The sequence below is a fragment of the Pseudomonas mandelii genome (genome assembly GCF_900106065.1).
Classification (GTDB): domain Bacteria; phylum Pseudomonadota; class Gammaproteobacteria; order Pseudomonadales; family Pseudomonadaceae; genus Aquipseudomonas; species Aquipseudomonas mandelii.
Genome location: NZ_LT629796.1, coordinates 3,560,298 through 3,584,377, shown reverse-complemented (window position 1 = coordinate 3,584,377; position 24,080 = coordinate 3,560,298). Strand labels below are relative to the sequence as shown.

The following is a 24,080-nucleotide window of genomic DNA, read 5'->3' as shown; positions in this document are numbered from 1 at the left end:
TTAATCGTCGAGGCGCTCTTCTAACTGGCGCACTTCGTAGGTGAGCTTGTCGAGGAACTGCATGCGCCGCATCAGGCGTTCGGCCTGTTCACGTTGCGCTGCATCATCCCAACAGGCTGCGAAGCTTTCGTTCAGTTCATCCTGAGCCGTCTTCAGGCGACGCTTGAACACTGCAACACCCGCCAGGTCGGCGCTGTCTTGCAGGTCTTCGAGCTCTTCACGCAATTCCATCTGCTGCAGAAGGAATTCCGGATCATGCACCGTGACCTCCAGCGGCAGCTCGCCTCCATTCAAAGCGAGCAGGTATCGCGCGCGCTTTGGGGGACTTTTGAGCGTCTGATAGGCCTCGTTGAGGCTCGCGGATTGCTCCAGCGCCAGCCGCTGCTCGCGCTCGGAAGCGTCTGCAAAGCGGTCCGGATGAACACCGCGCGCCAACTCACGATAGCGCGTGGCCAACTGATCGAGATCCAGACGGAAGCTCGGCTGCAGTTCAAATAAAGCGAAATGACAAGGAGTACCCACGAGCAGCCTCAGATGTTGAAGCTTTCGCCGCAGCCACATTCACCGCGCACGTTGGGGTTGTTGAACTTGAAGCCTTCGTTCAACCCTTCCTTGACGAAATCGAGTTCGGTGCCGTCCAGGTAGGCCAGGCTTTTCGGGTCGATGATCACTTTCTCGCCGTGACTTTCGAACACCTGATCCTCTGCAACCACCTCGTCGACAAACTCCAGCACGTAGGCAAGGCCGGAACAACCTGTGGTGCGAACACCCAGGCGAATCCCCTCACCTTTGCCGCGCCCGTTAAGGGAGCGTCGCACGTGTTGAGCAGCCGCTTCTGTCATGCTGATAGCCATCGTTGACTCCTTACTCGTCGCTTAATGCTTAGATCAAGCCTTTCTTCTGCTTGTAGTCGCGAACGGCCGCTTTGATAGCGTCTTCAGCGAGTACGGAGCAGTGAATTTTTACCGGCGGCAGTGCCAGTTCTTCGGCCAGCTGAGTGTTCTTGATGGTCTCTGCTTCATCCAGAGTCTTGCCTTTCATCCACTCGGTCGCCAGGGAGCTGGAGGCGATCGCCGAACCGCAACCATAGGTCTTGAACTTGGCGTCTTCGATGATGCCTTGCTCGTTGACCTTGATCTGCAGACGCATCACATCGCCGCACGCCGGAGCGCCGACCATGCCGGTGCCGACATCAGGGTCTTCCGCGTCCATCTTGCCGACGTTGCGCGGGTTTTCGTAGTGGTCGATGACCTTTTCGCTGTAAGCCATGATTCTTAATCCTCACTCATCAGAGAGTCGCTCTTGAGCCCTGAAAACCTTGGTTTTGCAGGGCCGGTTTGCGGCGACTTGAAATCAGTGTGCCGCCCACTCGATTTTCGAAATGTCGACACCGTCTTTGTACATGTCCCACAGCGGCGACAGGGTGCGCAGCTTGGTAACGGCCTCGCAGACTTTCTGCGCGGCGTAGTCGATTTCTTCTTCGGTGGTGAAACGGCCGAAGGTGAAACGGATCGAGCTATGGGCCAGTTCGTCGTTGCGGCCCAGGGCGCGCAGTACATACGAAGGCTCAAGCGATGCCGAGGTGCAGGCCGAACCGGACGAAACCGCCAGATCCTTGAGCGCCATGATCAGCGACTCGCCTTCAACGTAGTTGAAGCTCAGGTTCAGGTTGTGCGGTACGCGGGCGGTCATGCTGCCGTTGATGTACAGCTCTTCCAGGCCTTCGACCTGCTTGAAGAAACGGTCGCTCAGGGCTTTGATACGGATGTTCTCGGCCGCCATGTCTTCCTTGGCTACGCGGAACGCTTCACCCATGCCGACGATCTGGTGGGTCGCCAGGGTGCCGGAACGCATGCCACGCTCGTGACCGCCGCCGTGCATGGTCGCTTCGATGCGAACACGCGGCTTGCGGCTGACGTACAGCGCGCCGATACCTTTAGGGCCGTAGGTTTTGTGGGCAGAGAACGACATCAGGTCGACTTTCAGCTTCTGCAAGTCAATCTCGACCTTGCCAGTGGACTGAGCGGCGTCGACGTGGAACAGAATTCCCTTGGAGCGGGTCAGTTCGCCGATGGCTGCGATGTCGTTGATGGTGCCGATTTCGTTGTTCACGTGCATGACCGAGACCAGGATGGTGTCGTCGCGCAGGGCGGCTTCGATCATCGCTGGCGTAACCAGGCCGTCAGTCTGAGGCTCGAGGTAGGTCACTTCGAAACCTTCACGCTCCAGTTGGCGCATGGTGTCGAGGACAGCCTTGTGCTCAATCTTGGTGGTGATCAGGTGTTTGCCTTTGGTCGCATAGAAATGCGCCGCACCCTTGATTGCCAGGTTGTCGGACTCGGTGGCACCGGAGGTCCAGACGATTTCACGCGGGTCGGCGTTAACCAGGTCAGCGACCTGACGACGAGCGTTTTCGACGGACTCTTCAGCTTTCCAGCCGAACACGTGGGAACGGGACGCCGGGTTACCGAAGTTTCCGTCGACCAGCAGGCATTCACTCATCTTTTGCGCAACACGCGGATCAACCGGGGTGGTCGCAGAGTAATCAAGGTAAATCGGCAATTTCATGGACTATCTCCTAATCAGGCTGGCTGGCGTACCGCTTTGCTCTCTGGCTGTCATTCGACGGCGGACGCTTCAATCTTGTCCAGGCGTGGCGCCTTGCTGTTGCAACGGCGCTGGTCCTGACGCTGGGCTACTTCTTGCACCTCACGGCGAGTTACAAGGTCAGCCAAGCTGATACCGCTCAGAAATTCGTGAATCTGCAGGCTCAGATCGCACCACAAGTGGTGGGTCAGGCAGGTGTCGCCTTGATGGCAATCACCCTGGCCCTGGCATTTGGTTGCATCGACCGATTCGTTCACCGCATCGATCACCTGGGCGACCTGGATGCCCTGCATGTCGCGGGACAGTTGGTAGCCACCGCCCGGGCCACGAACGCTGGAGACCAGATTGCTGCGGCGCAATTTGGCGAAAAGCTGTTCGAGGTAGGACAGGGAGATGCCTTGGCGCTCGGAGATATCGGCCAGGGACACCGGCCCGTGCTGCGCGTGCAACGCCAGGTCGAGCATGGCGGTTACGGCGTATCGGCCTTTTGTAGTCAGTCGCATGGACAATTACCACGGAGTTCGGAATGGGGCGAGTATGCAATTCCCGAGTATTTAAGTCAACTATAAGACCTAGTACTTTAGTCAGGATTACCCGCAAAAGAGCGCGCGCATCATAGCAAAGGCTGGCCGCGTACAGCCAGCAGTACCGCGATATCGTTCTTCGCGGGCAAGCCTCGCTCCTACAGGGGTCGCGCCAAGGCTTGCCCGCGAAGGGTCGGCGCGATTTAACTGGCCTGGCTCTGATCCTTGTCCTTCACACAGGCAAAGTCTTCTTCGCGCAGCTCAGGCAGATCTTTCGCACAGTAATTACTGCCCAGGTCCTTCAACGCTCCGCACATCCCCTCCAGACGGCCATCGACTGCCTGCAGGTGATCGAGCAATTGGTTAATAGCCCGCGCCACCGGGTCAGGCATGTCTTCGCCAACACCGTAGGCATCGAAACCGATCTTCTCGGCCATGGCCTTGCGCTTGGCGTCCTGCTCTTCATCGGACTTGACGATGATCCGCCCCGGAATCCCGACCACCGTGGCCCCGGCCGGAACCGCCTTGGTCACGACGGCGTTGGAACCGACCTTGGCACCCGCGCCCACCGTGAACGGACCGAGCACCTTGGCGCCCGCCCCGACCACCACGCCATCTTCCAGCGTCGGGTGACGCTTGCCCTTGTTCCAGCTGGTGCCACCCAACGTCACGCCCTGATAAAGGGTGACATCGTTGCCGATCTCGGCGGTCTCGCCAATGACGATGCCCATGCCATGGTCAATAAAGAAGCGACGACCGACCTTGGCGCCGGGATGAATCTCGATCCCGGTCAGCCAGCGACCGAAGTTAGAGACAACCCGCGCCAACCACTTCCAGCCCATACCCCACAGGGCCGATGACAGGCGATGGATCCAGATGGCGTGCATGCCGGGGTAGCAGGTCAGGACTTCAAAGGCGTTGCGCGCTGCCGGGTCACGATGGAAAACACTCTGGATATCTTCACGCAAACGCTCGAACATTTTTAATCCTTCCGCTTTAGAAGCTCGCCACGGGCCGCTTTCTGGGTTTCCGTGAGGATGCCACGCAATATATTCATTTCCGCCCGGCTGACCGAGCTGCGACCGTACAACCGGCGCAGGCGCGCCATCAAGTGCCGTGGTTTTTCCGGATCGAGGAATTCGATGGCCACCAGGGTTTGCTCCAGGTGCTCATAGAATCGCTCCAGCTCATCCATGGTCGCCAGCTCACCACTTTTGGTGGACGCCACCTCATCCTTCTCGACCTTGCTCGGCTGGCCTTGGGCCGCGAGCCAGGACATGCGCACTTCATAACTCAACACCTGCACCGCTGCCCCAAGGTTCAGCGAACTGAACTCAGGGTCTGATGGAATGTGCACGTGATAATGACATCGCTGCAGCTCTTCATTGGTCAGGCCGGAATCTTCACGACCAAAGACCAAGGCAATCTCGGCACCCGATGCCGCTTCCTCGACCACCTTCACACCGCATTCGCGGGGATCGAGCAACGGCCAGGGGATGCGACGGTCACGGGCGCTGGTGCCAAGCACCAGATTGCAGCCGACCAAGGCATCTTCCAAGGTGGCGACGACTTGCGCGTTTTCAAGGATGTCCCCGGCGCCGGAAGCACGGGCATCGGCCTCGTGGTGCGGGAACAACCGCGGTTCGACCAGCACCAGCCGCGACAGGCCCATGTTCTTCATGGCACGCGCAGCCCCGCCGATGTTGCCGGGGTGGCTGGTATTGACCAGGACGACACGAATGTTATGCAGCACGGGAGGCGTTCTCGAACACAAATTTGGGAGCAGAATCTTACAGTTGATCCTACCGTTAAGCTATGAAAGCGAACACCAACCTTCACCTGTAGAAAAGTTCTGATAGAATGCCCGGCTTTCTTTAACAACCTTAGGTGACACATCCATGCAGCCCATGCTGAATATCGCGCTGCGCGCCGCCCGCAGCGCCAGTGAATTGATCTTCCGCTCCATCGAGCGCCTGGATACCATCAAGGTCGACGAAAAAGACGCCAAGGATTATGTATCCGAGGTGGATCGCGCCGCCGAACAGAAAATCATCGACGCGCTGCGCAAGGCCTACCCGAATCACTCGATCCTGGGTGAAGAAACCGGCATGCACGCCGGCACCGGGATCGAAGGCGAAGAATACCTGTGGATCATCGATCCGCTGGACGGCACCACCAACTTCCTGCGCGGCATTCCTCACTTCGCTGTCAGCATCGCCTGCAAATACCGCGGTCGCCTGGAGCACGCTGTTGTTCTGGACCCGGTTCGCCAGGAAGAATTCACCGCCAGCCGTGGTCGCGGCGCTCAACTGAACGGTCGTCGCCTGCGCGTCAGCGGCCGCACCAGCCTGGACGGCGCCCTGCTGGGTACCGGCTTCCCGTTCCGTGACGACCAGATGGACAACCTCGACAACTACCTGGGCATGTTCCGCGCCCTGGTAGGCCAGACCGCCGGCATCCGCCGCGCAGGTTCGGCGAGCCTGGACCTGGCCTACGTGGCTGCCGGTCGTTTTGACGCCTTCTGGGAGTCGGGCCTGTCCGAGTGGGACATGGCGGCAGGCGCCCTGCTGATCCAGGAAGCCGGCGGCTTGGTGAGCGACTTCACCGGTGGCCACGACTTCCTTGAGAAAGGCCATGTCGTTGCAGGCAACACCAAGTGCTTCAAGGCAGTATTGACGGCGATCCAGCCGCACCTGCCGGCCTCGCTGAAACGCTAAGCGAACGCCCACAAAAAAGCACCCTTCGGGGTGCTTTTTTTATGCCCGGGATTTTTACCTGCCGCACCACGGACCCCATGTAGGAGTGAGCCTGCTCGCGATAGCGATGTATCAGTCTCCGCCTGTTTTGACTGATAGATTGCAATCGCGAGCAGGCTCACTCCTACAGGGGATTTGCTGTGTCGCTAAAATCGTGGGCACAAAAAAAGCACCCATCCGGGTGCTTCTTTTTGAATCTGAATTGCAGTTTTTTAGTGAGCCTGTTCGTTCTGCGACAGGACCAGCTTGCCTTCCTTGTCGACCGGAATCTGGTTACCCGGATCACGATCCATCCGCACCTTGCCTTCCTTGCCATCCAGCGAATAACGAACATCGTAGCCTACAACCTTGTCGCTGATGTCATTCACTGTGTTACAGCGAGTCTGAGTCGTGGTGTAGGTGTCACGCTCTTGCATGCCTTCCTGAACCTTGTTGCCCGCATAACCACCACCGACAGCGCCTGCGACCGTGGCAATCTTCTTGCCCGTGCCGCCGCCGATCTGGTTACCCAGCAAACCACCGGCTAATGCACCGACCACCGTACCGGCGATCTGGTGTTGATCTTTCACCGGAGCTTGCCGGGTTACTGCTACATCCTTGCACACTTCACGTGGCGTCTTGATTTGTGTCTTGACCGGTTCAACGGCTAGCACTTGCGCATACTCAGGGCCGCTTTTAACCAGGCTGTAGGTGGCAACAGCACCCCCGGCTGTTACACCGACAGCACCCAATACCGCACCAACCAGCAACGACTTGTTCACATGAACCTCCTGACCATCACATGCGGGCAAAGCCCGCGCTTCTCCCAGCCTTGGAGCATAAAAAAAGGCGCGAGTTCAACTCGCGCCTTTTTGGGCTGACAGCTGGAGGAGCGATGGCCGTTATGGACGGTCGTCGACTTCCTTGTCAGTGGCCGCAGGAGGAATCAGGTCCTCGCTGCTCAGGTTCAGCCAGATCAGCACCACGTTCGCGATGTAGATCGACGAGTAAGTACCCGCCAGAACACCGATAAACAGGGCAATGGAGAAGCCGAACAGGTTGTCGCCACCGAAGAACAGCAGGGCCGCGATCGCCAGCAAGGTGGAGATCGACGTTGCCATGGTGCGCAGCAGGGTTTGCGTGGTCGAGATGTTGATGTTCTCGATCAGGCTGGCCTTGCGCAGTACACGGAAGTTCTCACGAACCCGGTCGAATACCACGATGGTGTCGTTGAGCGAGTAACCAATGATCGCCAGTACCGCCGCCAGCACCGTCAGGTCGAAGGTGATCTGGAAGAACGACAGGATACCGATGGTCACGATCACGTCGTGGATCAGCGAAACGATAGCACCGACCGCGAACTTCCACTGAAAGCGGAAAGCCAGGTAGATCAGGATACCGCCCAGCGCCATCAGCATGCCGAGGCCGCCCTGGTCGCGCAGTTCTTCACCCACCTGCGGGCCGACGAACTCGACGCGCTTGACCGTCGCCGGGTTGTCGCCGCCGACTTTCAGCAGCGCTTCTGCCACTTGATGGCCCAGCTGCGGGTCTTCACCCGGCATACGCACCAGCAAATCGGTAGTCGCACCGAAGCTCTGCACGATTGCCTCGTGATAACCCGAAGTGACCAGCTGCTCACGCACCTTGGTGACATCGGCCGGACGCTCGTAGGTCAGCTCGATGAGCGTACCGCCGGTGAAGTCCAGGCCCCAGTTCATGCCCTTGGTGGCGACGCTGAACAAAGCCAGCACGGTAAGGAACAATGTGACGCCGAACGCAACGTTGCGAACGCCCATGAAGTTGATTGTACGTAACATGGCAGCCCCTTAAATCCACAACTTCTTGAAGTCACGACCGCCGAAGATCAGGTTGACCATCGCGCGGGTCACCATGATGGCCGTGAACATCGAGGTAAAGATCCCGAGGGACATGGTCACTGCGAAGCCTTTGACTGGACCTGTGCCCATCGCAAAGAGAATCCCGCCGACCAGCAACGTTGTCAGGTTGGCGTCGAGAATCGCAGTAAATGCCCGGCCGAAGCCTTCGTTGATTGCCCGTTGTACGGTCATGCCCGCCGCGATCTCTTCACGAATCCGCGAGAAGATCAGAACGTTGGCGTCGACCGCCATACCCATGGTCAATACGATACCGGCGATACCCGGCAGGGTCAGCGTTGCACCCAGCAGCGACATCAAGGCCAGCAGCAGCACCATGTTCACCGACAGTGCGACGGTGGCGATGATGCCGAAGAAGCGGTAGATGGCGATGATGAACAGCGAGACAAACAGCATGCCCCACAGCGATGCATCGATACCTTTGGTGATGTTGTCGGCACCCAGGCTCGGGCCAATGGTGCGTTCTTCAGCGAAGTACATCGGTGCAGCCAGACCACCGGCACGCAACAGCAGCGCCAGTTCGGACGACTCGCCCTGACCGTTCAGGCCAGTGATGCGGAATTGAGCACCCAGCGGCGACTGGATGGTCGCCAGGCTGATGATCTTCTTCTCTTCTTTAAACGTCTGGACCGCAACGTCTTTCTCGACGCCGTTGACCATTTGCTTGGTGTACGTGGTGACCGGGCGCTGTTCGATGAAGATCACCGCCATGCTGCGACCGACGTTGCTGCGAGTCGCACGACTCATCAGCTCGCCACCGTGGCCATCCAGACGGATGTTCACTTCTGGCGTGCCGTGCTCGCCGAAGCCTGCCTTGGCGTCAGTCACCTGGTCACCGGTGATGATCAGGCCACGCTCGATCTGTGCCGGTGGACGATTGCCTTCACGGAACTCGAAGCTTTCGGAAGTGGCTTTCGAAGCGCCCGGCTCAGCCGCCAGACGGAACTCAAGGTTGGCCGTCTTGCCGAGGATACGCTTGGCTTCTGCGGTGTCCTGCACGCCCGGCAGCTCAACCACGATGCGGTTGGCGCCCTGACGTTGAACGATCGGTTCGGCAACACCCAGCTCGTTGACGCGGTTACGTACCGTGGTCAAGTTCTGCTTGATGGAGTATTCACGGATTTCCGCCAGCTTGGCCGGGGTCATCGCCAGACGCAGCACCGCCTGACCATTGAGGTCGGCCGGAACAATGTCGAAATCGTTGAAGTTCTTGCGGATCAGTGCGCGGGCCTGTTCGCGGGAAGCTTCATCAGCGAAGCCCAGCTGAATGGCACCGTTGAGTTGCGGCAGGCTGCGATAGCGCAGTTTCTCTTTACGCAACAGGCTCTTTACATCGCCTTCGTACACTTTCAAGCGTGCGTCGAGGGCTTTGTCCATGTCCACTTCCAGCAGGAAGTGCACACCACCGGACAAGTCCAGACCCAGCTTCATCGGGTGCGCGCCCAGGCTGCGCAGCCATTGCGGGGTGGTTTGTGCCAGGTTCAGCGCGACGACGTAGTCATCACCCAGTGCCTTGCGCACGACGTCTTTGGCCGGCAGCTGGTCTTCAGCCTTGGTCAGACGAATCAGACCGCCCTTGCCATTGGCCGCCAGCGTGGCTGCCTTGACGTTGATCCCGGATTCCTTGAGCGCAACGCTCACACGATCCAGATCAGCCTGAGTGACTTGCAGCGCAGTGCTTGCACCGCTGACCTGAATGGCCGGGTCATCAGGATATAAATTGGGAGCGGAATAAATCAGACCGACCGCCAGCACCGCCAGGATCAGAATGTATTTCCACAGAGGGTATTTGTTCAGCATCACGCCGCCCGCTTATGACGCGGGGCGCCTTGCGCGCCCCGTCGATTGAGTAGAAGTTGAAACTTAGATCGCTTTTAGCGTGCCTTTTGGCAGCGTGGCGGCAATGGCGCCTTTCTGGAACTTCATTTCGACGGTGTCGGAAACTTCCAGAACCACGAAATCATCAGCCACTTTAGTGATCTTGCCGGCGATGCCGCCGGTGGTCACAACTTCGTCGCCTTTCTGCAGGCTGCTCAGCAGGTTCTTCTGCTCTTTGGCGCGCTTGGCCTGTGGACGCCAGATCATCAGGTAGAAGATGACCAGGAAACCGACCAGGAAAATCCACTCAAAGCCGCCGCCCATTGGGCCTGCAGCAGGTGCAGCAGCGTCAGCCATGGCATTAGAGATAAAAAAGCTCATTTAGCACTCCAGTTGCAAATGTTGAATCTTGGGGTCAGAAAACTCAGTCCAAAGGCGGAACAGGTAACCCGCGTTTGGCGTAGAAGGCATCGACAAAGGCGGCCAATGTACCCTGTTGAATAGCCTCGCGCAAACCAGCCATAAGCACTTGATAATGACGCAAGTTATGGATGGTATTGAGCATGCTCCCCAGCATTTCGCCGCACTTGTCCAGGTGATGCAGATAAGCGCGGGAGAAGTTCTGGCAGGTATAGCAATCGCAGGTCGGATCGAGCGGCGAATCATCATGGCGATGGAACGCGTTTCGGATCTTCAGCACGCCTGTATCAATGAACAGATGCCCATTGCGGGCATTACGGGTTGGCATCACGCAATCGAACATGTCCACACCGCGGCGCACACCCTCAACCAGATCTTCCGGTTTGCCAACGCCCATAAGGTAACGAGGTTTGTCAGCCGGCATTTGCCCCGGCAGGTAATCCAGCACCTTGATCATCTCGTGCTTGGGCTCGCCCACCGACAGACCGCCAATGGCCAGGCCATCGAAGCCGATCTTGTCGAGGCCTTCCAGGGAGCGCATGCGCAGATCCTGGTGCATGCCGCCCTGAACGATACCGAACAGCGCCGCCGTGTTGTCGCCATGGGCTTCTTTCGAACGCTTGGCCCAACGCAACGACAGCTCCATGGAAATCCGTGCGACGTCTTCGTCGGCCGGGTACGGCGTGCATTCGTCGAAAATCATCACGATGTCCGAGCCCAGGTCACGCTGAACCTGCATCGACTCTTCCGGGCCCATGAATACTTTGGCGCCGTCGACCGGAGAAGCGAAGGTCACGCCCTCCTCCTTGATCTTGCGCATCGCGCCGAGGCTGAACACCTGGAAACCGCCGGAGTCGGTCAGAATCGGGCCTTTCCACTGCATGAAATCGTGCAGGTCGCCGTGCTTCTTGATCACTTCGGTGCCAGGACGCAGCCACAAGTGGAAGGTGTTGCCCAGAATGATCTCCGCGCCAGTCGCGACGATATCCCGCGGCAGCATGCCCTTGACGGTGCCATACGTGCCCACCGGCATGAACGCCGGGGTCTCGACGGTACCGCGCGGGAAGGTCAAACGACCGCGACGAGCCTTGCCGTCGGTAGCAAGCAACTCAAACGACATACGACTTTGGCGACTCATTCTTTGTCCTCAGGGCCACGTGGTGCGGGGTTACGGGTGATAAACATCGCATCACCGTAGCTGAAAAAGCGGTATTCATGCTCGACAGCCGCTTTATAAGCGGCCATCGCTTCGGGATAACCGGCGAACGCCGAAACCAGCATCAACAGCGTGGATTCGGGCAAATGAAAGTTGGTGACCAGGGCATCGACCACATGAAACGGCCGGCCCGGGTAGATAAAGATATCGGTGTCACCACTGAACGGCTTGAGCACACCATCGCGCGCGGCGCTTTCCAGGGAACGCACGCTGGTGGTCCCCACCGCCACCACACGACCACCGCGAGCGCGGCATGCAGCGACGGCATCGACCACGTCCTGGCCGACTTCCAGCCATTCGCTGTGCATGTGGTGATCTTCGATCTTCTCGACGCGCACCGGCTGGAACGTGCCAGCGCCGACGTGCAAGGTCACGAACGCCGTCTCGACGCCCTTGGCGGCAATCGCCTCCATCAGCGGCTGATCGAAATGCAGCCCCGCCGTCGGCGCCGCCACCGCGCCCAGACGCTCGGCGTACACCGTCTGATAACGCTCGCGGTCCGAACCTTCATCCGGGCGGTCTATATAAGGAGGCAGCGGCATATGCCCGACGCGATCCAGCAGCGGCAACACCTCTTCGGCAAACCCCAGCTCGAACAACGCATCGTGCCGCGCCAGCATCTCGGCCTCGCCACCGCCATCGATCAGGATCTTCGAACCCGGCTTCGGCGACTTGCTGGACCGCACATGCGCCAGCACGCGATGGCTGTCGAGCACACGCTCCACCAGAATTTCCAGCTTGCCGCCGGAAGCCTTCTGGCCAAACAGCCGCGCCGGAATCACCCGGGTATTGTTGAACACCATCAAATCGCCCGGGCGCAAATGCTCGAGCAAATCGGTGAATTGACGGTGTGCCAGGGCGCCGCTGACCCCATCAAGGGTCAACAGGCGACTGTTGCGACGCTCGGCCAAAGGGTGGCGAGCAATCAGCGAATCTGGGAGTTCGAAAGTAAAGTCAGCAACGCGCATGATGGGGTTCGTCTAGCAGGGGCCGGAAGTCTAGCCGAAATAGTGAAAATTCTCTATGTACCTGATTGACCGACGGTAATCTCATCTCTATACTTCGCCGCCATTGAGCCCTGATGGCGGAATTGGTAGACGCGGCGGATTCAAAATCCGTTTTCGAAAGGAGTGGGAGTTCGAGTCTCCCTCGGGGCACCAAAATTAAGAAAGGTCTTGCTTTGCAAGGCCTTTTTTTTCGTCTGTAGAAAAGTGAGCTTGCTTACCGCTGTCGTGTAGTAGCTGCCGAAGGCTGCGAGCTTTTGATCTTCGTATTCTTGGCCGGTACGCCCCCTCTCAAGGATTCACCCCATGGAACTGCTGCTGGAAACCGTCGCCCTGTTCTGCCTCAAGCTTGCTTATGAGCGAGAGGGTGAAAGCCCGATTCTGCGGGATGATCCAATCATGAGTGATTATGAGCGCGAGGTTTTTGGGTTGTTGGTGCGTCGGGGAGATATTGAGGGGATTCAGTTTCGGGTGGCGCGCTGCGTCAGTTTGGCGATGGACGCTATAGGTGGTGTTGATACGCCGCTTGGGCGTGAGCTATATCGGTTGTCTGCTGATTTCAGGAATGCGCGGACGATGGAGCAGTTTGAGGCGCCGGTCATTGGGCTTAGGGATTATTTGAAAGACATTCAGTGAATTACCTGACAAACGTAAACTGGCTTACATCTCTGCACGCGAGTCTGGAGTCTAGCCTCCTCGAAAACTGACGCGTGCGCTTTCTCCACCGATGCCTACCAGAAAAGTGTTGCCTTCCATCACTACATCCCATTTTGATTAGGCCTTTGCTATCATCAAATAAATATGATGAGGAAGTGGGAATTCAAATGCCGACAATAAAATCAGAAAATGTCAAAGCAGCTTGGAAGTACATTTGCCAACTTCGATCACAGACTGAAAAAAATCGAGCCAGCCTAATATTAGGAGCCGGAATCAGCAGAGACTTAAATCTACCGCTTTGGGATAAATTGCTTGACGCAATAAAAACAGAAATAATAATAAAAAACCCCGAAGCGTCTGCGGTTACTGATCAGCCAGGAAAGGCAGCTTTAATACTGTTTGAAATGTTCTCATCTTATCGAAAACTGGAAATCGAGCAGATCCCAGAATATAACAACACCTATCTGATAGAGAAAAAGGTTCTTTCCGACTGGCGCGAAATCATTCACAAATCCCTCTATGCCAATATAACCGAAATTGAAAGAAGAGCAATTATAGAGCAACATCCCTATTTTCGAGAAATGATAGAATTCATAAAAAAATCGGAAATAACAGTAAACTATAACTTCGACGACTTTATAGAATATGGATTAGCCCAACCTGACTGGAACCCTTCTCATCACGAGCGTCCGTATCAAACTATTTGGTCCCATCACTCTCAGTTCACAAAAAACAAATCAGTCATATATCATCCAAATGGTTTTTTGCCTTTTGACAGTAAAAAATTTCAAAGCGAAAATTTGGTTTTTTCCGATGGTTCTTTTGCAGACCAGTTATTAGAAGGACTAACAGGCAACCTTTCAACCCTTCTGCATGTACTTACAAAAAAAACCAGCATTCTAATCAGACACTCCCTCACTGACTCAACACTACTTCACTTACTGCGTAAAGCTACAACCATCAGCCCCGGAAACTACAATTATTTTATTAGATTTACTGCACCGGGGGAACGCATCACAAATAAAAGCTCTATATTCGAAGCCAATTTCAACAACTACAATCTAATCACACTGTTTTTAAACAGTTCTGAAATAAAAGAATTTTTATACGCAATAAATCTCGAAGAGCGCGATTTTATCGAGATGTCTGAAAACCTTGGACTTCCCACCAAGTACATCTACTATTTAGTAGGTTCCATTGGTATAGGTAAATCTACCGCACTAAGCCAATTTGGAAGTTTAACAACGTTGGACGAGTGGTTTGACGAAAGGCCTTCAGACATGGCACTATCACCGCAAGAACTTTCAACGTGCATCACGATCACTATCGACGATTGGACTAACGAGCAGTTCGGAAAGAAAAACAATTATTTGAGAAGCAAACCCGTAGGTGTTTTTTTAGTTGACCGATCTCCATTAGACCCTCTCTCATTCGTTGTAAAAGTAGATGAAAAGGAACGAGCGCGCTCAATGATCGCTAATGGTATCAGCCCTGGACACTCGCAAAGAAGAGTCGAAAAAGGGGAGATAATACACATGCTCGGAGAACCCAAAGAAATCTGGTCAAGATTAATAAATAAACGCAAAGAATATAGCTGGCCCGTAAACAGGGTTGAAGAATTGCAAGAAAAAAGCAAACAGCTATACACCTCCCTCAACCCTAAGTTCATTTACTCAACCCAACGAAAAGAATTTGATGTCATAAGAGATGTTGCCAGAATAATTTTCTCGCAATCATATGAACCCGCCGACCTCGACGCTAAACTGAGTGAGATTGCAGCAAATGAATAGTAAAAAACGTGTATATCTGGCAGCACCACTATTCAATGAAATGGAACTAAACTACAACAAATCGATGGCAAAAAAACTAAGCCAATACTTCGACGTTTTCCTCCCACAAGAGGATGGTTTACTTTTACGCAACCTGATTAAGGCAGGCCTACCACACGAAAGGGCCGAGAGAATGGTATTTGATGCTGACATACAAGCGATGAAAGAGTCAGACATGCTAATTGCGATTCTCAATGGAGCTCATATTGACGAGGGAGTCGCATTTGAGCTTGGATTTTCTCACGCAACAGGTAAACGTTGTATTGGTTTTAAAACAGATATACGTCAAGCCTTACCCACGGGCAACAACCCGATGATACAACAGAGCTGCGAAAGAATCTTTGACTCTGAAGAGACACTTTTCAAATGGCTTACTAAAAACTTTAAACAAGCAGAAATATTTTCTACCGACACCACTGACTAAATCTACATAGAGGAGCGATTCAAATACATTTGAAACATAGACTGCTAACTGCCAAGTATGCGAATTCGCTTTTTTCACATCGAATATCAAATAATAGAAAAAACAAGAAAACGGGATGGAGTTATTTAATATTGACGGAATCTGGACGGAAAATAATAAATCTGAGAATCCTCTACCTGGCTTCCCCATCCCAAGGAAATGCGCTCACGAGGTTCCAACCTCCATACTTGCGATCGCTTTGGGATCGCAGAAAGGGGCGATTTCATAGAAGCTCAACCATATCCTCTGCTCTCCTTCTGCATAGCAAGCAATCCTGTACTCTGGAAAAGTAAACGTGAGGCCGTGTTGCTCTATGTTGAATAGAGAAAAGTTTTCCAAAGTCGGTTCGGTTCCCGTGATTAGCCAGTCTGCCTTGTAGCGACCAGTGTCTACCAGTTTTTGGCGAATGTGGTCAGCTAGATTTGGTAGGCGGGTGATGTCACCAAGCAAATACTCCAAGGTAATTGGGTTGAAGGGCTTCAACAAATAGTTGAGTACTCGTGTACTCCGCCCTCCATGTGCTGCACCTGAGTAATAGTAGTCAATGGTGTACCGGATGCTGATGATCCGATCATCTCGGCGAATAACTTGATAATGACCATCCAACTGGTTTTTTAAATGGGATAGCGGATATTCAGCAGCTTTCGCGTCGGAGTCATTACTCTCCTGGGCTTCTTGGAAGGAAGCGAGAAGCTCACACCCCCAAGCTTCAATGTTTCTTGAGACTATGCGCTCTACCACAGACGGAAAGTCAGGAAAGTCAAATTGAAAAGAAAAACCAGGAGTACCGTGGTTCTCCTCCTTCATTCGACGCCGGAGTTCGATTACATCTGCTTGGAAAGTACCGTTGTCGTGTATGCCGAACTCCTTAGCAAGATTTTCCTTGTAAATCATTAGAGATTTGCGATCAATGTCCCCATTGTGAGCTCGACGATGGCAAATAGGGCAAAGTGCAATGAGATTCAAGTATTCGTGGATTTGGCAGGTTTCCCAAGGCACGATGTGGTGTATATCGAGTTCAGTCTGGTTGCATCGGGGTATAGCACAACGGTGGCCACATTCGACTAAAACCGCGCGCCGGATCTCTGCAGGTATGGCGGGTCTAGCCAAGGGATGCCTCTCTGAAAAAAGCAACGAAACATTGAATTATGGGGAATCGAAGAAAAATACGCCTTCCCTCGGCTGCTGTCGAGATCGGGCGATAGCTATTTAAAAAAGGAGGCAGACTAAGTTTTCTGATGGTACAGATGATGAAAAGGAAAAGAGAGGTCGAGCGATTCCGAAATAGCGGTGGAGTTATTTTCTGCGATACCCGAAGTAGGCGCAGCCGCAGAACTTGAAGGTAGGGCTGCGAAGGTTGCAAGAAGCGGATCTGCACGATACCCTCCCATCGTCGCTGCCAATTCAGCGACCGGGTGTGGAAACCCGTGTAATTCAAGGCGCAACAGCGCCCCAGACACGTCATCAGGCGCTTTTTTTATGCCTGCGGCGTGAGTTATGGCGGCTGTGCGTGGGACGTCTTCGGGCGTGCCGGTTTCCTTGATTCCCGGTTTTCCACCCTGCGCACAGCTGTCACCCATTCGTGTGGAAACGAATGCGGCAGCTTCACATATCAAGGAGTCTGATAATGCGCAGCATCAATCCGTACAAAATTTGGCTTTTCCCTCTACGTGACTCCCAGTTGCGTAACGCTCCACCATCCACCCTCTCCCACCGCCTCTCCATCACCGGAGGTGGCAAATGACCGATCAACCCGAACTCAAAACCATCGGCCTAACCCCCGCCATTTACTGCGCTGATCAACCACTGTTCCACGTCACTCGCGGCGTCCCCCTGGGCGATGCATTAGCCATGGCTTCTGACTTTCTCTTCCTCGCCAAGAAGCTGAACGAAGATGCCGCCTACGCCACAGACACCGACCGCCACTCTTGGGCTGCGCATTATTTGACGGCGATGAGTAAGGCGGTGGTTGATGATGCGGTGAAGGTGCTGACGCGGGATCGGAAGGTTGCGCCGATGTCGAAGCAGGCGGCGGAGGCTGAAGAGTAGCTTCTGGTTTTTAGACGTCAGGCGTAACGCATGTAGGGGCGGGTTTGGTCGCGGGCTGGGGCATTCAGCGGGAATGGTGGTTGCCTTGAGTTTTTCGCGAGCAGGCTCGCTCCCACAAGGGGCGGTTAAGCCAATTTCCATGTTCCAGAAACAAGAAGGCCCGAACGTAATGCCGGACTGAGCCAGCATCAGAGGATCGGGCGCGATTAGGATTGATGCTGTCGACGCCTGATCATCATGTCTACGCCGACGCCACATAAAACACTGGTTTTTTGCCGACACCTAAGCGGGTGGGGGCTGAGGCTGGGAAGTAGTGGCTAGCTTTAAGCGTTGATGGTGGATGGTGGCTGGTCTGGCGCTTTCGCGAGCAGGCTCGCTCCCACTTTGGATGTGTGTTTAGTCAGTTGGGGCCCCGAGTTTTCGGGGCTTTTTCGTGTTGAGGTCAGAGCAAGTGCTGGGAGATCAGTTTTGAGATTTCGACCATGGATGTCCTGCCGGTGAATTCGAATTTCACTTTTCCCAGCGACGAGAAATAAACCTCCAGTTCGGAGTCCAGGTCGAACGTGCCAGAGGTTTCCACCGAGTACGCCACGATGTTTTTGTAGGGTAATGAGGTGAAGTCTTTTTTGCTGCCGGTGAGGCCCTGGACGTTGACGGCGATGATGCGTTTGTTGGTGAACACCACGCCGTCGCGCATGGATTTATAAGCGTCGATGACGTGTTCGCCGTCGATCAAAAGGTCGGAAACGCGTGCGGCGTATTCGTCGTTTTGCTTGAGCTTGAAGAATCCTTTGTTGTTGAAATCAATCATCAGTCTTTCCCTGTTTTCAAATGAACATCGCGAGCAGGGCTTCATAGCGCATTTCCCACTACGCCGCCACGTCCCCTACTCCAGGTGGTCTGTCGCCCGCACCGCATTTTCAATCGCCCGAATGCTGATCGCCGCAAATATTGCCGTCATCAGCACCCCGTTAAACCCCAGCAAAATCGCCAGCACCCGTGAGACGGCCAGTTTCGGGACGAGATCGCCATAACCGATGGTCAGGCCGGTCACGAACGCGAAGTAGATACCGTCAAAAGGACCCCATCCTTCCAGATAGCTGATGATCAGACCGAACAGCACGATCAAAAACAGCAGGATGGAAAAAATCGGCCAGACAACGTGAAAGTAGAACCTGACGGCTTTATAGAATTCTCGACGGACGTGTGCTGCATGAGCGATGTTCATGTTATGGGCCCTTTGGGGGTTTGCCTGACCGGCAATCGAATGCTCGGCGCTTCAACACCCTTCAGCTTGGCACAAGCGAGGTGGATCGCCCGCTCATCGTACTCAAGGCGTATCTGAAAGATATTCGGTAAGCAAACGCTTGGCTTTGTGCTCTTCTAGACTTACTGGAGAGTCGTAGGCAGAACCGAACACGTCGCTTTGGTGCAGTTCGATCAATAGCAGCGTGGCAAGCTGCCCTTTATGCCCAATAGAGGTGCGGCGAAGACCGTATCGGGCACAACAAGATGCCCGCTCAGGGTGCCCTGGCCAACGGCCTGACAATGCCACGATACCGTGACGTGGTGTGAATGCCGCAGCCGACACTTTCGGACGACCGACAACCACCTGGTTTGTCCGTGACCGTGAGGAATGCTGTATGCCTGATGAGATGTTGCAATTGCCTATGGTCAACAGCGTGCTGGAGCGCCACAAAGGCTCTGCGGGTGCACTGTTGCCCATCCTTCATGAGATTCAGGCCGGTATCGGTTACATCCCCGATGCCGCCATCCCCGAGATTGCCCACGCGCTCAACCAGAGTCAGGCCGAGGTTCGCGGGGTGATCAGCTTTTACCATGACTTCCGTACCGCGCCGCCGGCCCGGCATATCCTGCGGTTGTGCCGGGCTGAGTCGTGCAAGAGTCGTGGCGCCGAGCAGCTCGCCGCGCAGTTGCGTGATCGCCTGCAACTGGATGATCACGGCAGCAGCGCCGACGGCAGCATCAGTTTGCGTCCGGTGTATTGCCTCGGTGCCTGCGCCTGTTCGCCGGCGCTGGAGCTGGATGGTCAGGTGCATGCGCGGCTCAGTGCCGAGCGTCTCGATGCTTTGCTCGACGCTTGCCGGGAGGACGCATGAGCCTCTATCTACCCTGTGATTCTCTTGCCCGTGCCGTGGGTGCCGATGCGGTGGCGTCTGCCCTTGCCGGTCAGGACCTGCAACGCACCAGCTCTCGCGGCCTGTATTGGCTGGAACCCTTGCTGGAAGTGGACACCCCGCAAGGCCGAATCGGCTTCGGCCCGCTGACCGCTAGCGATGTGCCGTCGGTGCTCGATGCGCTGCAAGGTGAGCCGTCCTCGCACCCACTGGCCTTGGGCCTGGTGGAAGAATTGCCCTATCTGAAGTCTCAACAACGTTTGCTGTTCGCCCGCGCCGGTATCACTCGGCCGTTGTCGCTGGATGATTACCGGGCCCATGGCGGTTTCGAAGGTTTAACGAGAGCCGTGACCGTTGGCGGTGATCAAACTGCAACGGAAGTGTTCGATTCAGGCCTGCGTGGCCGTGGCGGCGCAGCGTTCCCCGCCGGGATCAAATGGCGCACGGTGCGTGCCACCCAGGCTGTGCAGAAATACATTGTGTGCAACGCCGACGAAGGCGACTCCGGCACTTTCGCCGACCGCATGTTGATGGAAGGCGACCCCTTCCTGCTGATCGAAGGCATGGCCATTGCCGGCATCACCGTCGGCGCCAGCTACGGCTACATCTATGTGCGCTCGGAATACCCACAGGCCATCGCCACGCTGAACGAGGCGCTGGAGATTGCCCGGTCCAACGGTTACCTCGGGGCCAATGTCGGCGGCAGCGGCTTGGCTTTTGATATGGAAGTGCGCGTCGGGGCCGGCGCTTACATCTGCGGTGAGGAAACCGCGTTGCTGGATTCGCTCGAAGGCAAGCGCGGGGTCGTTCGCGCCAAGCCGCCGATTCCCGCGTTGAAGGGCCTGTTCGGCCTGCCGACGCTGGTGCACAACGTGCTGACCCTGGCCTCGGTGCCGCTGATTCTGGCCAAGGGTGCGCAGTTCTATCGCGATTACGGCATGGGCCGTTCCCTAGGCACGATGCCCTTCCAGTTGGCGGGCAATATTCTTCACGGTGGCCTGGTAGAACGGGCCTTTGGCCTGACCCTGCGCGAACTGGTGGAAGACTACGGCGGCGGCACCGCCAGTGGCCGGCCGTTGAAAGCAGCTCAGGTCGGTGGCCCGCTCGGCGCCTGGGTGCCGCCGTCGCAATTCGACACGCCGCTGGATTACGAAGCGTTCGCCGGGATCGGCGCGATGCTCGGTCACGGCGGCGTGGTGGTCGCGGACGACAGCCTGGACATGGCGCAAATGGCGCGTTTCGCCTTGCAGTTCTGCGCTGAGGAATCCTGCGGCAAATGCACGCCGTGCCGTATCGGCTCGACCCGGGGCGTGGAGGTGATCGACCGTCTGTTGGCCGCGCCGGACCAGAGTGGTCGCGATGAGCAGGTCATCATCCTCAAGGACCTGTGCGACACGATGCAATACGGTTCGCTGTGCGCCTTGGGCGGCATGGCCCCCTTTCCGGTGGTCAGCGCCCTCAAGTACTTCCCCGCCGACTTCGGTCTGCAATCTTCGGAGGCCGACCAATGATTACCCTCTTCGACCCGAAAACCGATATTGATCTGGGCACCCCGGCCCGCGACAGCGACGTGCAGATAACCCTGAGCATCGACGGTCGCAGCATCAGCGTGCCCGAAGGCACTTCGGTGATGCGCGCCGCCGCGTTGATGGGCACGACCATTCCGAAACTGTGTGCCACCGACAGCCTGGAAGCCTTCGGCTCTTGCCGCATGTGCCTGGTGGAGATCGACGGCATGCGCGGCTATCCCGCGTCTTGCACCACGCCGGTCACCGAAGGCATGACCGTGCACACCCAGACGCCGAAGCTCGCGACCCTGCGTCGCAATGTCATGGAGTTGTACATCTCCGATCACCCGCTGGACTGCCTGACCTGCTCGGCCAACGGCAACTGCGAGCTGCAAACCGTCGCCGGTCAGGTCGGCCTGCGGGAAGTGCGTTACGGCTATGAAGGCGAGAACCATCTGGCCGACGTGAAGGACACCTCCAACCCCTATTTCGACTACGACCCGAGCAAGTGCATCGTCTGCAACCGCTGCGTGCGTGCCTGCGAAGAAACCCAGGGCACCTTTGCCCTGACGATTACCGGACGCGGTTTTGAATCACGGGTGGCGGCGGCCGGTGGCGATAACTTCCTCGACTCCGAATGCGTGTCCTGCGGCGCCTGTGTGCAGGCCTGCCCTACGGCGACGCTGATGGAAAAAAGCGTGGTCGAACTGGGTCAGCCGGAGCACAGCGTGATCACCACCTGCGCCTATTGCGGCGTGGGCTGCTCGTTCCGCGCCGAGATGAAAGGCGACCAGTTGGTGCGCATGGTTCCGGACAAGAACGGCCAGGCCAACCATGGCCACTCGTGCGTCAAAGGGCGCTTCGCCTGGGGCTACGCCACCCACCCGGATCGCATCACCAAACCGATGATCCGCAAACACATCAACGACCCGTGGCAGGAAGTCAGCTGGGATGAAGCGGTGACTTACGCCGCCAGCGAATTCCGTCGGTTGCAGCAAAAATACGGCCGCGACTCCATTGGTGGCATCACCTCCAGCCGTTGCACCAACGAAGAAACTTACTTGGTGCAAAAACTGGTGCGCGCTGCGTTCGGCAATAACAACGTCGACACCTGTGCGCGGGTCTGCCACTCGCCGACCGGTTATGGGCTGAAACAAACCTTGGGCGAATCCGCCGGGACCCAGAGTTTCGACTCGGTGATGCAGGCCGACGTGATTCTGGTGATGGGCGCCAACCCCAGCGACGCCCACCCGGTGTTCGCCTCCCAACTCAAACGCCGCCTGCGTGAAGGCGCACGGCTGATCGTCATCGACCCACGGCGCATTGATCTGGTGGACGCGGTGCATGCCCGCGCCGAACTGCACTTGGCCCTGCGCCCGGGCACTAACGTCGCCATGCTCAATGCGTTGGCCCACGTCATCGTCACCGAAGGCTTGCTCGATCAGGCCTTTATCGACGCCCGTTGCGAGGGTAGCGATTTCGCTCGCTGGAGCGAGTTCGTCAGCCGCGCGGAACACTCGCCGGAAGTCCTCGGCCCGGTCTGCGGCGTCGCCGCTGCCGATATCCGCGCCGCCGCTCGCCTGTATGCCGGTGCCGGCAATGCGGCGATCTACTACGGCCTGGGCATCACCGAACACAGCCAGGGCAGCACTGCGGTCATGGGCATCGCCAACCTCGCCATGGCCACCGGCAACATCGGCCGCGAAGGCGTGGGCGTGAACCCGCTGCGTGGGCAGAACAACGTTCAGGGCTCCTGCGACATGGGTTCGTTCCCCCACGAATTGCCCGGTTACCGGCACATCTCCAACGAAGTGGTACGGGCGCAGTTCGAACAGGCCTGGAACGTCACTTTGCAACCCGACCCGGGGCTGCGTATCCCGAATATGTTCGAGTCGGCGCTGGCCGGCAGTTTCAAAGGCCTGTATTGCCAAGGCGAAGACATCGCCCAGAGCGACCCGAACACCCAGCACGTCACCGCAGCCTTGTCGGCCATGGAATGCATCGTGGTGCAGGACATTTTCCTCAACGAAACCGCCAGGTTCGCTCATGTATTCCTGCCGGGCAGCTCGTTCCTGGAAAAGGACGGCACCTTCACCAACGCCGAGCGGCGTATCTCGCGGGTGCGCAAGGTCATGGAACCGCTGGGCGGCAAGGCTGACTGGGAAGGCACAGTGGCGCTGGCCAACGCCCTGGGCTACCCGATGAGCTACACGCATCCGTCGCAAATCATGGATGAAATCGCCAGCCTGACGCCGACGTTCACCAACGTCAGTTACGCCGCACTCGACAGCCACGGCAGCCTGCAATGGCCGTGCAACGCCGCGGCGCCAGACGGCACGCCGACCATGCACATCGATCAGTTCGTGCGCGGCAAAGGGCGCTTCATGCTCACCGGGTACGTGCCCACCGAGGAGAAGGTCAACAATCGCTATCCCCTGCTGCTGACCACCGGGCGCATCCTCAGTCAGTACAACGTCGGCGCTCAGACACGGCGAACCGAAAACGTCGCCTGGCACGATGAAGACCGCCTGGAAATCCACCCGACCGACGCCGAGAGCCGAGGCATCAACGAAGGCGACTGGGTCGGCATCGGCAGCCGCGCCGGTCAGACCGTACTGCGTGCGCGGGTCACCGAGCGGGTCGCGCCGGGCGTGGTGTACACGACGTTCCACTTCCCGGAATCGGGGGCCAACGTCATCACCACCGACAACTCCGACTGGGCTACCAACTGTCCGGAGTACAAGGTCACGGCCGTGGAAGTCAGCCGCGTCTACCACCCTTCCGAGTGGCAAAAACGCTATCAGGCCTTCAGTGATGAACAGGACCGTCTGCTCAAGGAACGCCGGCATGCCCGTGGCGCCAAAGCGGAGGTGCGCCGATGAGTACGGAGAACCTGATCAAGATGGTCAACCAGATCGCCCTGTATTTCGCCACCGAACCGGACCAGCAAGCGGCCGTGCTCGGTGTGCGTAATCACCTGCAGATGTACTGGACGCCGGGCATGCGCAAGGAATTGCTGGCCTGGCAGACAGAACATCACGGGGCGGATTTGCACCCGTTGGCGCAGGCGGCGGTCAGTGGCGCGGGGTGGGAGGCTTAGGTTCACACAAGCTCAAGATCGACCGAAAAACCTGTAGGAGTGAGCCTGCTCGCGATGGCGTCAGATCAGTCAGCAACAATGCTGAATGTACTGACGCCATCGCGAGCAGGCTCGCTC

The 24,080-nt window shown here is 56.8% G+C and carries 25 protein-coding genes, 1 tRNA gene and 1 pseudogene; 10 read left to right on the top strand and 17 right to left on the bottom strand.

Annotated features, from left to right (window positions below):
• The 7 genes from hscB to trmJ form a co-directional block, all read right to left on the bottom strand.
• On the bottom strand, positions 1-522 hold the full coding sequence (hscB, locus tag BLU63_RS16565; RefSeq protein WP_010457866.1) for a co-chaperone HscB: 522 nt from the start codon (positions 520-522) through the stop codon (positions 1-3).
• A gap of 8 nt (positions 523-530) precedes the next feature.
• Positions 531-854, bottom strand: coding sequence for an iron-sulfur cluster assembly protein IscA (gene iscA / locus BLU63_RS16560; protein ID WP_007903589.1), 324 nt, complete (start codon positions 852-854; stop codon positions 531-533).
• Between the two features lie 28 nt (positions 855-882).
• On the bottom strand, positions 883-1,269 hold the full coding sequence (gene iscU / locus BLU63_RS16555) for a Fe-S cluster assembly scaffold IscU (protein WP_003443374.1): 387 nt from the start codon (positions 1,267-1,269) through the stop codon (positions 883-885).
• 84 nt (positions 1,270-1,353) lie between these two features.
• Positions 1,354-2,568: an IscS subfamily cysteine desulfurase gene (locus BLU63_RS16550; RefSeq protein ID WP_010457878.1), complete on the bottom strand. Its 1,215-nt coding sequence runs from the start codon at positions 2,566-2,568 to the stop codon at positions 1,354-1,356.
• A 50-nt stretch (positions 2,569-2,618) separates the two neighbouring features.
• Positions 2,619-3,110, bottom strand: a complete 492-nt coding sequence (iscR, locus tag BLU63_RS16545) for a Fe-S cluster assembly transcriptional regulator IscR (RefSeq protein WP_007903581.1) — start codon at positions 3,108-3,110, stop codon at positions 2,619-2,621.
• Positions 3,111-3,334: 224 nt separating this feature from the next.
• A complete protein-coding gene (gene cysE, locus BLU63_RS16540; protein ID WP_010457882.1) occupies positions 3,335-4,111 on the bottom strand; it encodes a serine O-acetyltransferase in 777 nt (258 codons plus the stop codon).
• Positions 4,112-4,113: 2 nt separating this feature from the next.
• Positions 4,114-4,884, bottom strand: coding sequence for a tRNA (cytosine(32)/uridine(32)-2'-O)-methyltransferase TrmJ (gene trmJ / locus BLU63_RS16535; RefSeq protein WP_010457884.1), 771 nt, complete (start codon positions 4,882-4,884; stop codon positions 4,114-4,116).
• A 145-nt stretch (positions 4,885-5,029) separates the two neighbouring features.
• Between trmJ and suhB the strand changes: the two genes are divergently transcribed.
• On the top strand, positions 5,030-5,848 hold the full coding sequence (gene suhB, locus BLU63_RS16530; RefSeq protein WP_008053258.1) for a type III secretion system regulator SuhB: 819 nt from the start codon (positions 5,030-5,032) through the stop codon (positions 5,846-5,848).
• Positions 5,849-6,099: 251 nt separating this feature from the next.
• Here the strand turns inward: suhB and BLU63_RS16525 are convergent, their stop codons facing one another.
• From BLU63_RS16525 to queA, 6 genes are all read right to left on the bottom strand, one after another.
• Complete coding sequence (locus tag BLU63_RS16525; RefSeq protein WP_010457893.1) at positions 6,100-6,648, bottom strand: glycine zipper 2TM domain-containing protein; 549 nt, start codon at positions 6,646-6,648, stop codon at positions 6,100-6,102.
• Between the two features lie 120 nt (positions 6,649-6,768).
• Positions 6,769-7,683 carry a protein translocase subunit SecF gene (gene secF, locus BLU63_RS16520; protein WP_010457895.1) on the bottom strand — a complete coding sequence of 305 codons (915 nt, stop codon included), beginning with the start codon at positions 7,681-7,683 and terminating at the stop codon, positions 6,769-6,771.
• A gap of 9 nt (positions 7,684-7,692) precedes the next feature.
• Positions 7,693-9,561 (bottom strand): protein translocase subunit SecD, encoded by a 1,869-nt coding sequence (secD, locus tag BLU63_RS16515; RefSeq protein WP_083375807.1) that lies wholly within the window; start codon positions 9,559-9,561, stop codon positions 7,693-7,695.
• A gap of 63 nt (positions 9,562-9,624) precedes the next feature.
• On the bottom strand, positions 9,625-9,960 hold the full coding sequence (yajC, locus tag BLU63_RS16510; RefSeq protein ID WP_007982729.1) for a preprotein translocase subunit YajC: 336 nt from the start codon (positions 9,958-9,960) through the stop codon (positions 9,625-9,627).
• A gap of 43 nt (positions 9,961-10,003) precedes the next feature.
• Entirely contained in the window at positions 10,004-11,119 is a 1,116-nt protein-coding gene (gene tgt, locus BLU63_RS16505; RefSeq protein WP_010457900.1) for a tRNA guanosine(34) transglycosylase Tgt, read from the bottom strand.
• Between the two features lie 14 nt (positions 11,120-11,133).
• Positions 11,134-12,183 (bottom strand): tRNA preQ1(34) S-adenosylmethionine ribosyltransferase-isomerase QueA, encoded by a 1,050-nt coding sequence (queA, locus tag BLU63_RS16500; RefSeq protein ID WP_008025479.1) that lies wholly within the window; start codon positions 12,181-12,183, stop codon positions 11,134-11,136.
• Positions 12,184-12,290: 107 nt separating this feature from the next.
• Here queA and BLU63_RS16495 point away from each other — a divergent pair.
• The 4 genes from BLU63_RS16495 to BLU63_RS16480 all read left to right on the top strand — a co-directional run bounded on the left by BLU63_RS16495 (position 12,291) and on the right by BLU63_RS16480 (position 15,129).
• Positions 12,291-12,375, top strand: a tRNA-Leu gene (locus BLU63_RS16495).
• Positions 12,376-12,525: 150 nt separating this feature from the next.
• Positions 12,526-12,855 carry a hypothetical protein gene (locus BLU63_RS16490; RefSeq protein ID WP_083375806.1) on the top strand — a complete coding sequence of 110 codons (330 nt, stop codon included), beginning with the start codon at positions 12,526-12,528 and terminating at the stop codon, positions 12,853-12,855.
• 188 nt (positions 12,856-13,043) lie between these two features.
• On the top strand, positions 13,044-14,666 hold the full coding sequence (locus BLU63_RS16485; RefSeq protein WP_083375805.1) for an SIR2 family protein: 1,623 nt from the start codon (positions 13,044-13,046) through the stop codon (positions 14,664-14,666).
• Positions 14,659-15,129 (top strand): nucleoside 2-deoxyribosyltransferase, encoded by a 471-nt coding sequence (locus BLU63_RS16480; protein WP_083375804.1) that lies wholly within the window; start codon positions 14,659-14,661, stop codon positions 15,127-15,129. Before BLU63_RS16485 ends, BLU63_RS16480 begins: the two co-directional genes overlap by 8 nt.
• A 204-nt stretch (positions 15,130-15,333) precedes the next feature.
• Here BLU63_RS16480 and BLU63_RS16475 read toward each other — a convergent pair whose 3' ends face one another.
• Both BLU63_RS16475 and BLU63_RS33810 read right to left on the bottom strand, forming a co-directional pair.
• The gene (locus BLU63_RS16475) at positions 15,334-16,062 is read right to left on the bottom strand and encodes a DUF3298 and DUF4163 domain-containing protein (RefSeq protein ID WP_231990895.1); all 729 of its coding nucleotides are present in this window, start codon (positions 16,060-16,062) and stop codon (positions 15,334-15,336) included.
• Between the two features lie 36 nt (positions 16,063-16,098).
• Positions 16,099-16,278: pseudogene (locus BLU63_RS33810) on the bottom strand (HNH endonuclease); the annotation flags it as partial.
• A gap of 630 nt (positions 16,279-16,908) precedes the next feature.
• Between BLU63_RS33810 and BLU63_RS16465 the strand changes: the two are divergent.
• A complete protein-coding gene (locus BLU63_RS16465) occupies positions 16,909-17,217 on the top strand; it encodes a DUF3077 domain-containing protein (RefSeq protein WP_083375802.1) in 309 nt (102 codons plus the stop codon).
• Between the two features lie 442 nt (positions 17,218-17,659).
• Here the strand turns inward: BLU63_RS16465 and BLU63_RS16460 are convergent, their stop codons facing one another.
• Together BLU63_RS16460 and BLU63_RS16455 are read right to left on the bottom strand one after the other, a co-directional pair.
• A complete protein-coding gene (locus BLU63_RS16460; RefSeq protein WP_010457986.1) occupies positions 17,660-18,028 on the bottom strand; it encodes a PH domain-containing protein in 369 nt (122 codons plus the stop codon).
• A gap of 75 nt (positions 18,029-18,103) precedes the next feature.
• A complete protein-coding gene (locus BLU63_RS16455; RefSeq protein ID WP_083375801.1) occupies positions 18,104-18,445 on the bottom strand; it encodes a potassium channel family protein in 342 nt (113 codons plus the stop codon).
• A 415-nt stretch (positions 18,446-18,860) separates the two neighbouring features.
• Between BLU63_RS16455 and BLU63_RS16450 the strand changes: the two genes are divergently transcribed.
• From BLU63_RS16450 to BLU63_RS16435, 4 genes are read left to right on the top strand one after another with little or no spacing between them, the layout of a single operon-like run.
• Complete coding sequence (locus BLU63_RS16450; protein WP_010457990.1) at positions 18,861-19,337, top strand: formate dehydrogenase subunit gamma; 477 nt, start codon at positions 18,861-18,863, stop codon at positions 19,335-19,337.
• Positions 19,334-20,866, top strand: coding sequence for a formate dehydrogenase beta subunit (locus BLU63_RS16445; RefSeq protein ID WP_083375800.1), 1,533 nt, complete (start codon positions 19,334-19,336; stop codon positions 20,864-20,866). Before BLU63_RS16450 ends, BLU63_RS16445 begins: the two co-directional genes overlap by 4 nt.
• Positions 20,863-23,745 (top strand): formate dehydrogenase subunit alpha, encoded by a 2,883-nt coding sequence (fdhF, locus tag BLU63_RS16440; RefSeq protein WP_083375799.1) that lies wholly within the window; start codon positions 20,863-20,865, stop codon positions 23,743-23,745. The genes BLU63_RS16445 and fdhF overlap by 4 nt, the downstream gene beginning before the upstream one ends.
• Complete coding sequence (locus tag BLU63_RS16435; RefSeq protein WP_010457997.1) at positions 23,742-23,963, top strand: formate dehydrogenase subunit delta; 222 nt, start codon at positions 23,742-23,744, stop codon at positions 23,961-23,963. Before fdhF ends, BLU63_RS16435 begins: the two co-directional genes overlap by 4 nt.
• The last annotated feature ends 117 nt before the right edge of the window (positions 23,964-24,080 follow it).

What these genes read in the sequence shown, in the direction of transcription:
- iscU (WP_003443374.1), bottom strand. Translation starts at nt 1,269, where the DNA reads ATGGCTTACAGCGAAAAGGTCATCGACCACTACGAAAACCCGCGCAAC.
- cysE (WP_010457882.1), bottom strand. Translation starts at nt 4,111, where the DNA reads ATGTTCGAGCGTTTGCGTGAAGATATCCAGAGTGTTTTCCATCGTGAC.
- BLU63_RS16490 (WP_083375806.1), top strand. Translation starts at nt 12,526, where the DNA reads ATGGAACTGCTGCTGGAAACCGTCGCCCTGTTCTGCCTCAAGCTTGCT.
- BLU63_RS16460 (WP_010457986.1), bottom strand. Translation starts at nt 18,028, where the DNA reads ATGATTGATTTCAACAACAAAGGATTCTTCAAGCTCAAGCAAAACGAC.
- BLU63_RS16455 (WP_083375801.1), bottom strand. Translation starts at nt 18,445, where the DNA reads ATGAACATCGCTCATGCAGCACACGTCCGTCGAGAATTCTATAAAGCC.
- BLU63_RS16465 (WP_083375802.1), top strand. Translation starts at nt 16,909, where the DNA reads ATGACCGATCAACCCGAACTCAAAACCATCGGCCTAACCCCCGCCATT.
- iscR (WP_007903581.1), bottom strand. Translation starts at nt 3,110, where the DNA reads ATGCGACTGACTACAAAAGGCCGATACGCCGTAACCGCCATGCTCGAC.
- secD (WP_083375807.1), bottom strand. Translation starts at nt 9,561, where the DNA reads ATGCTGAACAAATACCCTCTGTGGAAATACATTCTGATCCTGGCGGTG.
- BLU63_RS16475 (WP_231990895.1), bottom strand. Translation starts at nt 16,062, where the DNA reads ATGATTTACAAGGAAAATCTTGCTAAGGAGTTCGGCATACACGACAAC.
- fdhF (WP_083375799.1), top strand. Translation starts at nt 20,863, where the DNA reads ATGATTACCCTCTTCGACCCGAAAACCGATATTGATCTGGGCACCCCG.
- BLU63_RS16485 (WP_083375805.1), top strand. Translation starts at nt 13,044, where the DNA reads ATGCCGACAATAAAATCAGAAAATGTCAAAGCAGCTTGGAAGTACATT.
- iscA (WP_007903589.1), bottom strand. Translation starts at nt 854, where the DNA reads ATGGCTATCAGCATGACAGAAGCGGCTGCTCAACACGTGCGACGCTCC.
- suhB (WP_008053258.1), top strand. Translation starts at nt 5,030, where the DNA reads ATGCAGCCCATGCTGAATATCGCGCTGCGCGCCGCCCGCAGCGCCAGT.
- queA (WP_008025479.1), bottom strand. Translation starts at nt 12,183, where the DNA reads ATGCGCGTTGCTGACTTTACTTTCGAACTCCCAGATTCGCTGATTGCT.
- BLU63_RS16445 (WP_083375800.1), top strand. Translation starts at nt 19,334, where the DNA reads ATGAGCCTCTATCTACCCTGTGATTCTCTTGCCCGTGCCGTGGGTGCC.
- yajC (WP_007982729.1), bottom strand. Translation starts at nt 9,960, where the DNA reads ATGAGCTTTTTTATCTCTAATGCCATGGCTGACGCTGCTGCACCTGCT.
- BLU63_RS16550 (WP_010457878.1), bottom strand. Translation starts at nt 2,568, where the DNA reads ATGAAATTGCCGATTTACCTTGATTACTCTGCGACCACCCCGGTTGAT.
- BLU63_RS16480 (WP_083375804.1), top strand. Translation starts at nt 14,659, where the DNA reads ATGAATAGTAAAAAACGTGTATATCTGGCAGCACCACTATTCAATGAA.
- BLU63_RS16450 (WP_010457990.1), top strand. Translation starts at nt 18,861, where the DNA reads ATGCCTGATGAGATGTTGCAATTGCCTATGGTCAACAGCGTGCTGGAG.
- secF (WP_010457895.1), bottom strand. Translation starts at nt 7,683, where the DNA reads ATGTTACGTACAATCAACTTCATGGGCGTTCGCAACGTTGCGTTCGGC.
- tgt (WP_010457900.1), bottom strand. Translation starts at nt 11,119, where the DNA reads ATGTCGTTTGAGTTGCTTGCTACCGACGGCAAGGCTCGTCGCGGTCGT.
- BLU63_RS16435 (WP_010457997.1), top strand. Translation starts at nt 23,742, where the DNA reads ATGAGTACGGAGAACCTGATCAAGATGGTCAACCAGATCGCCCTGTAT.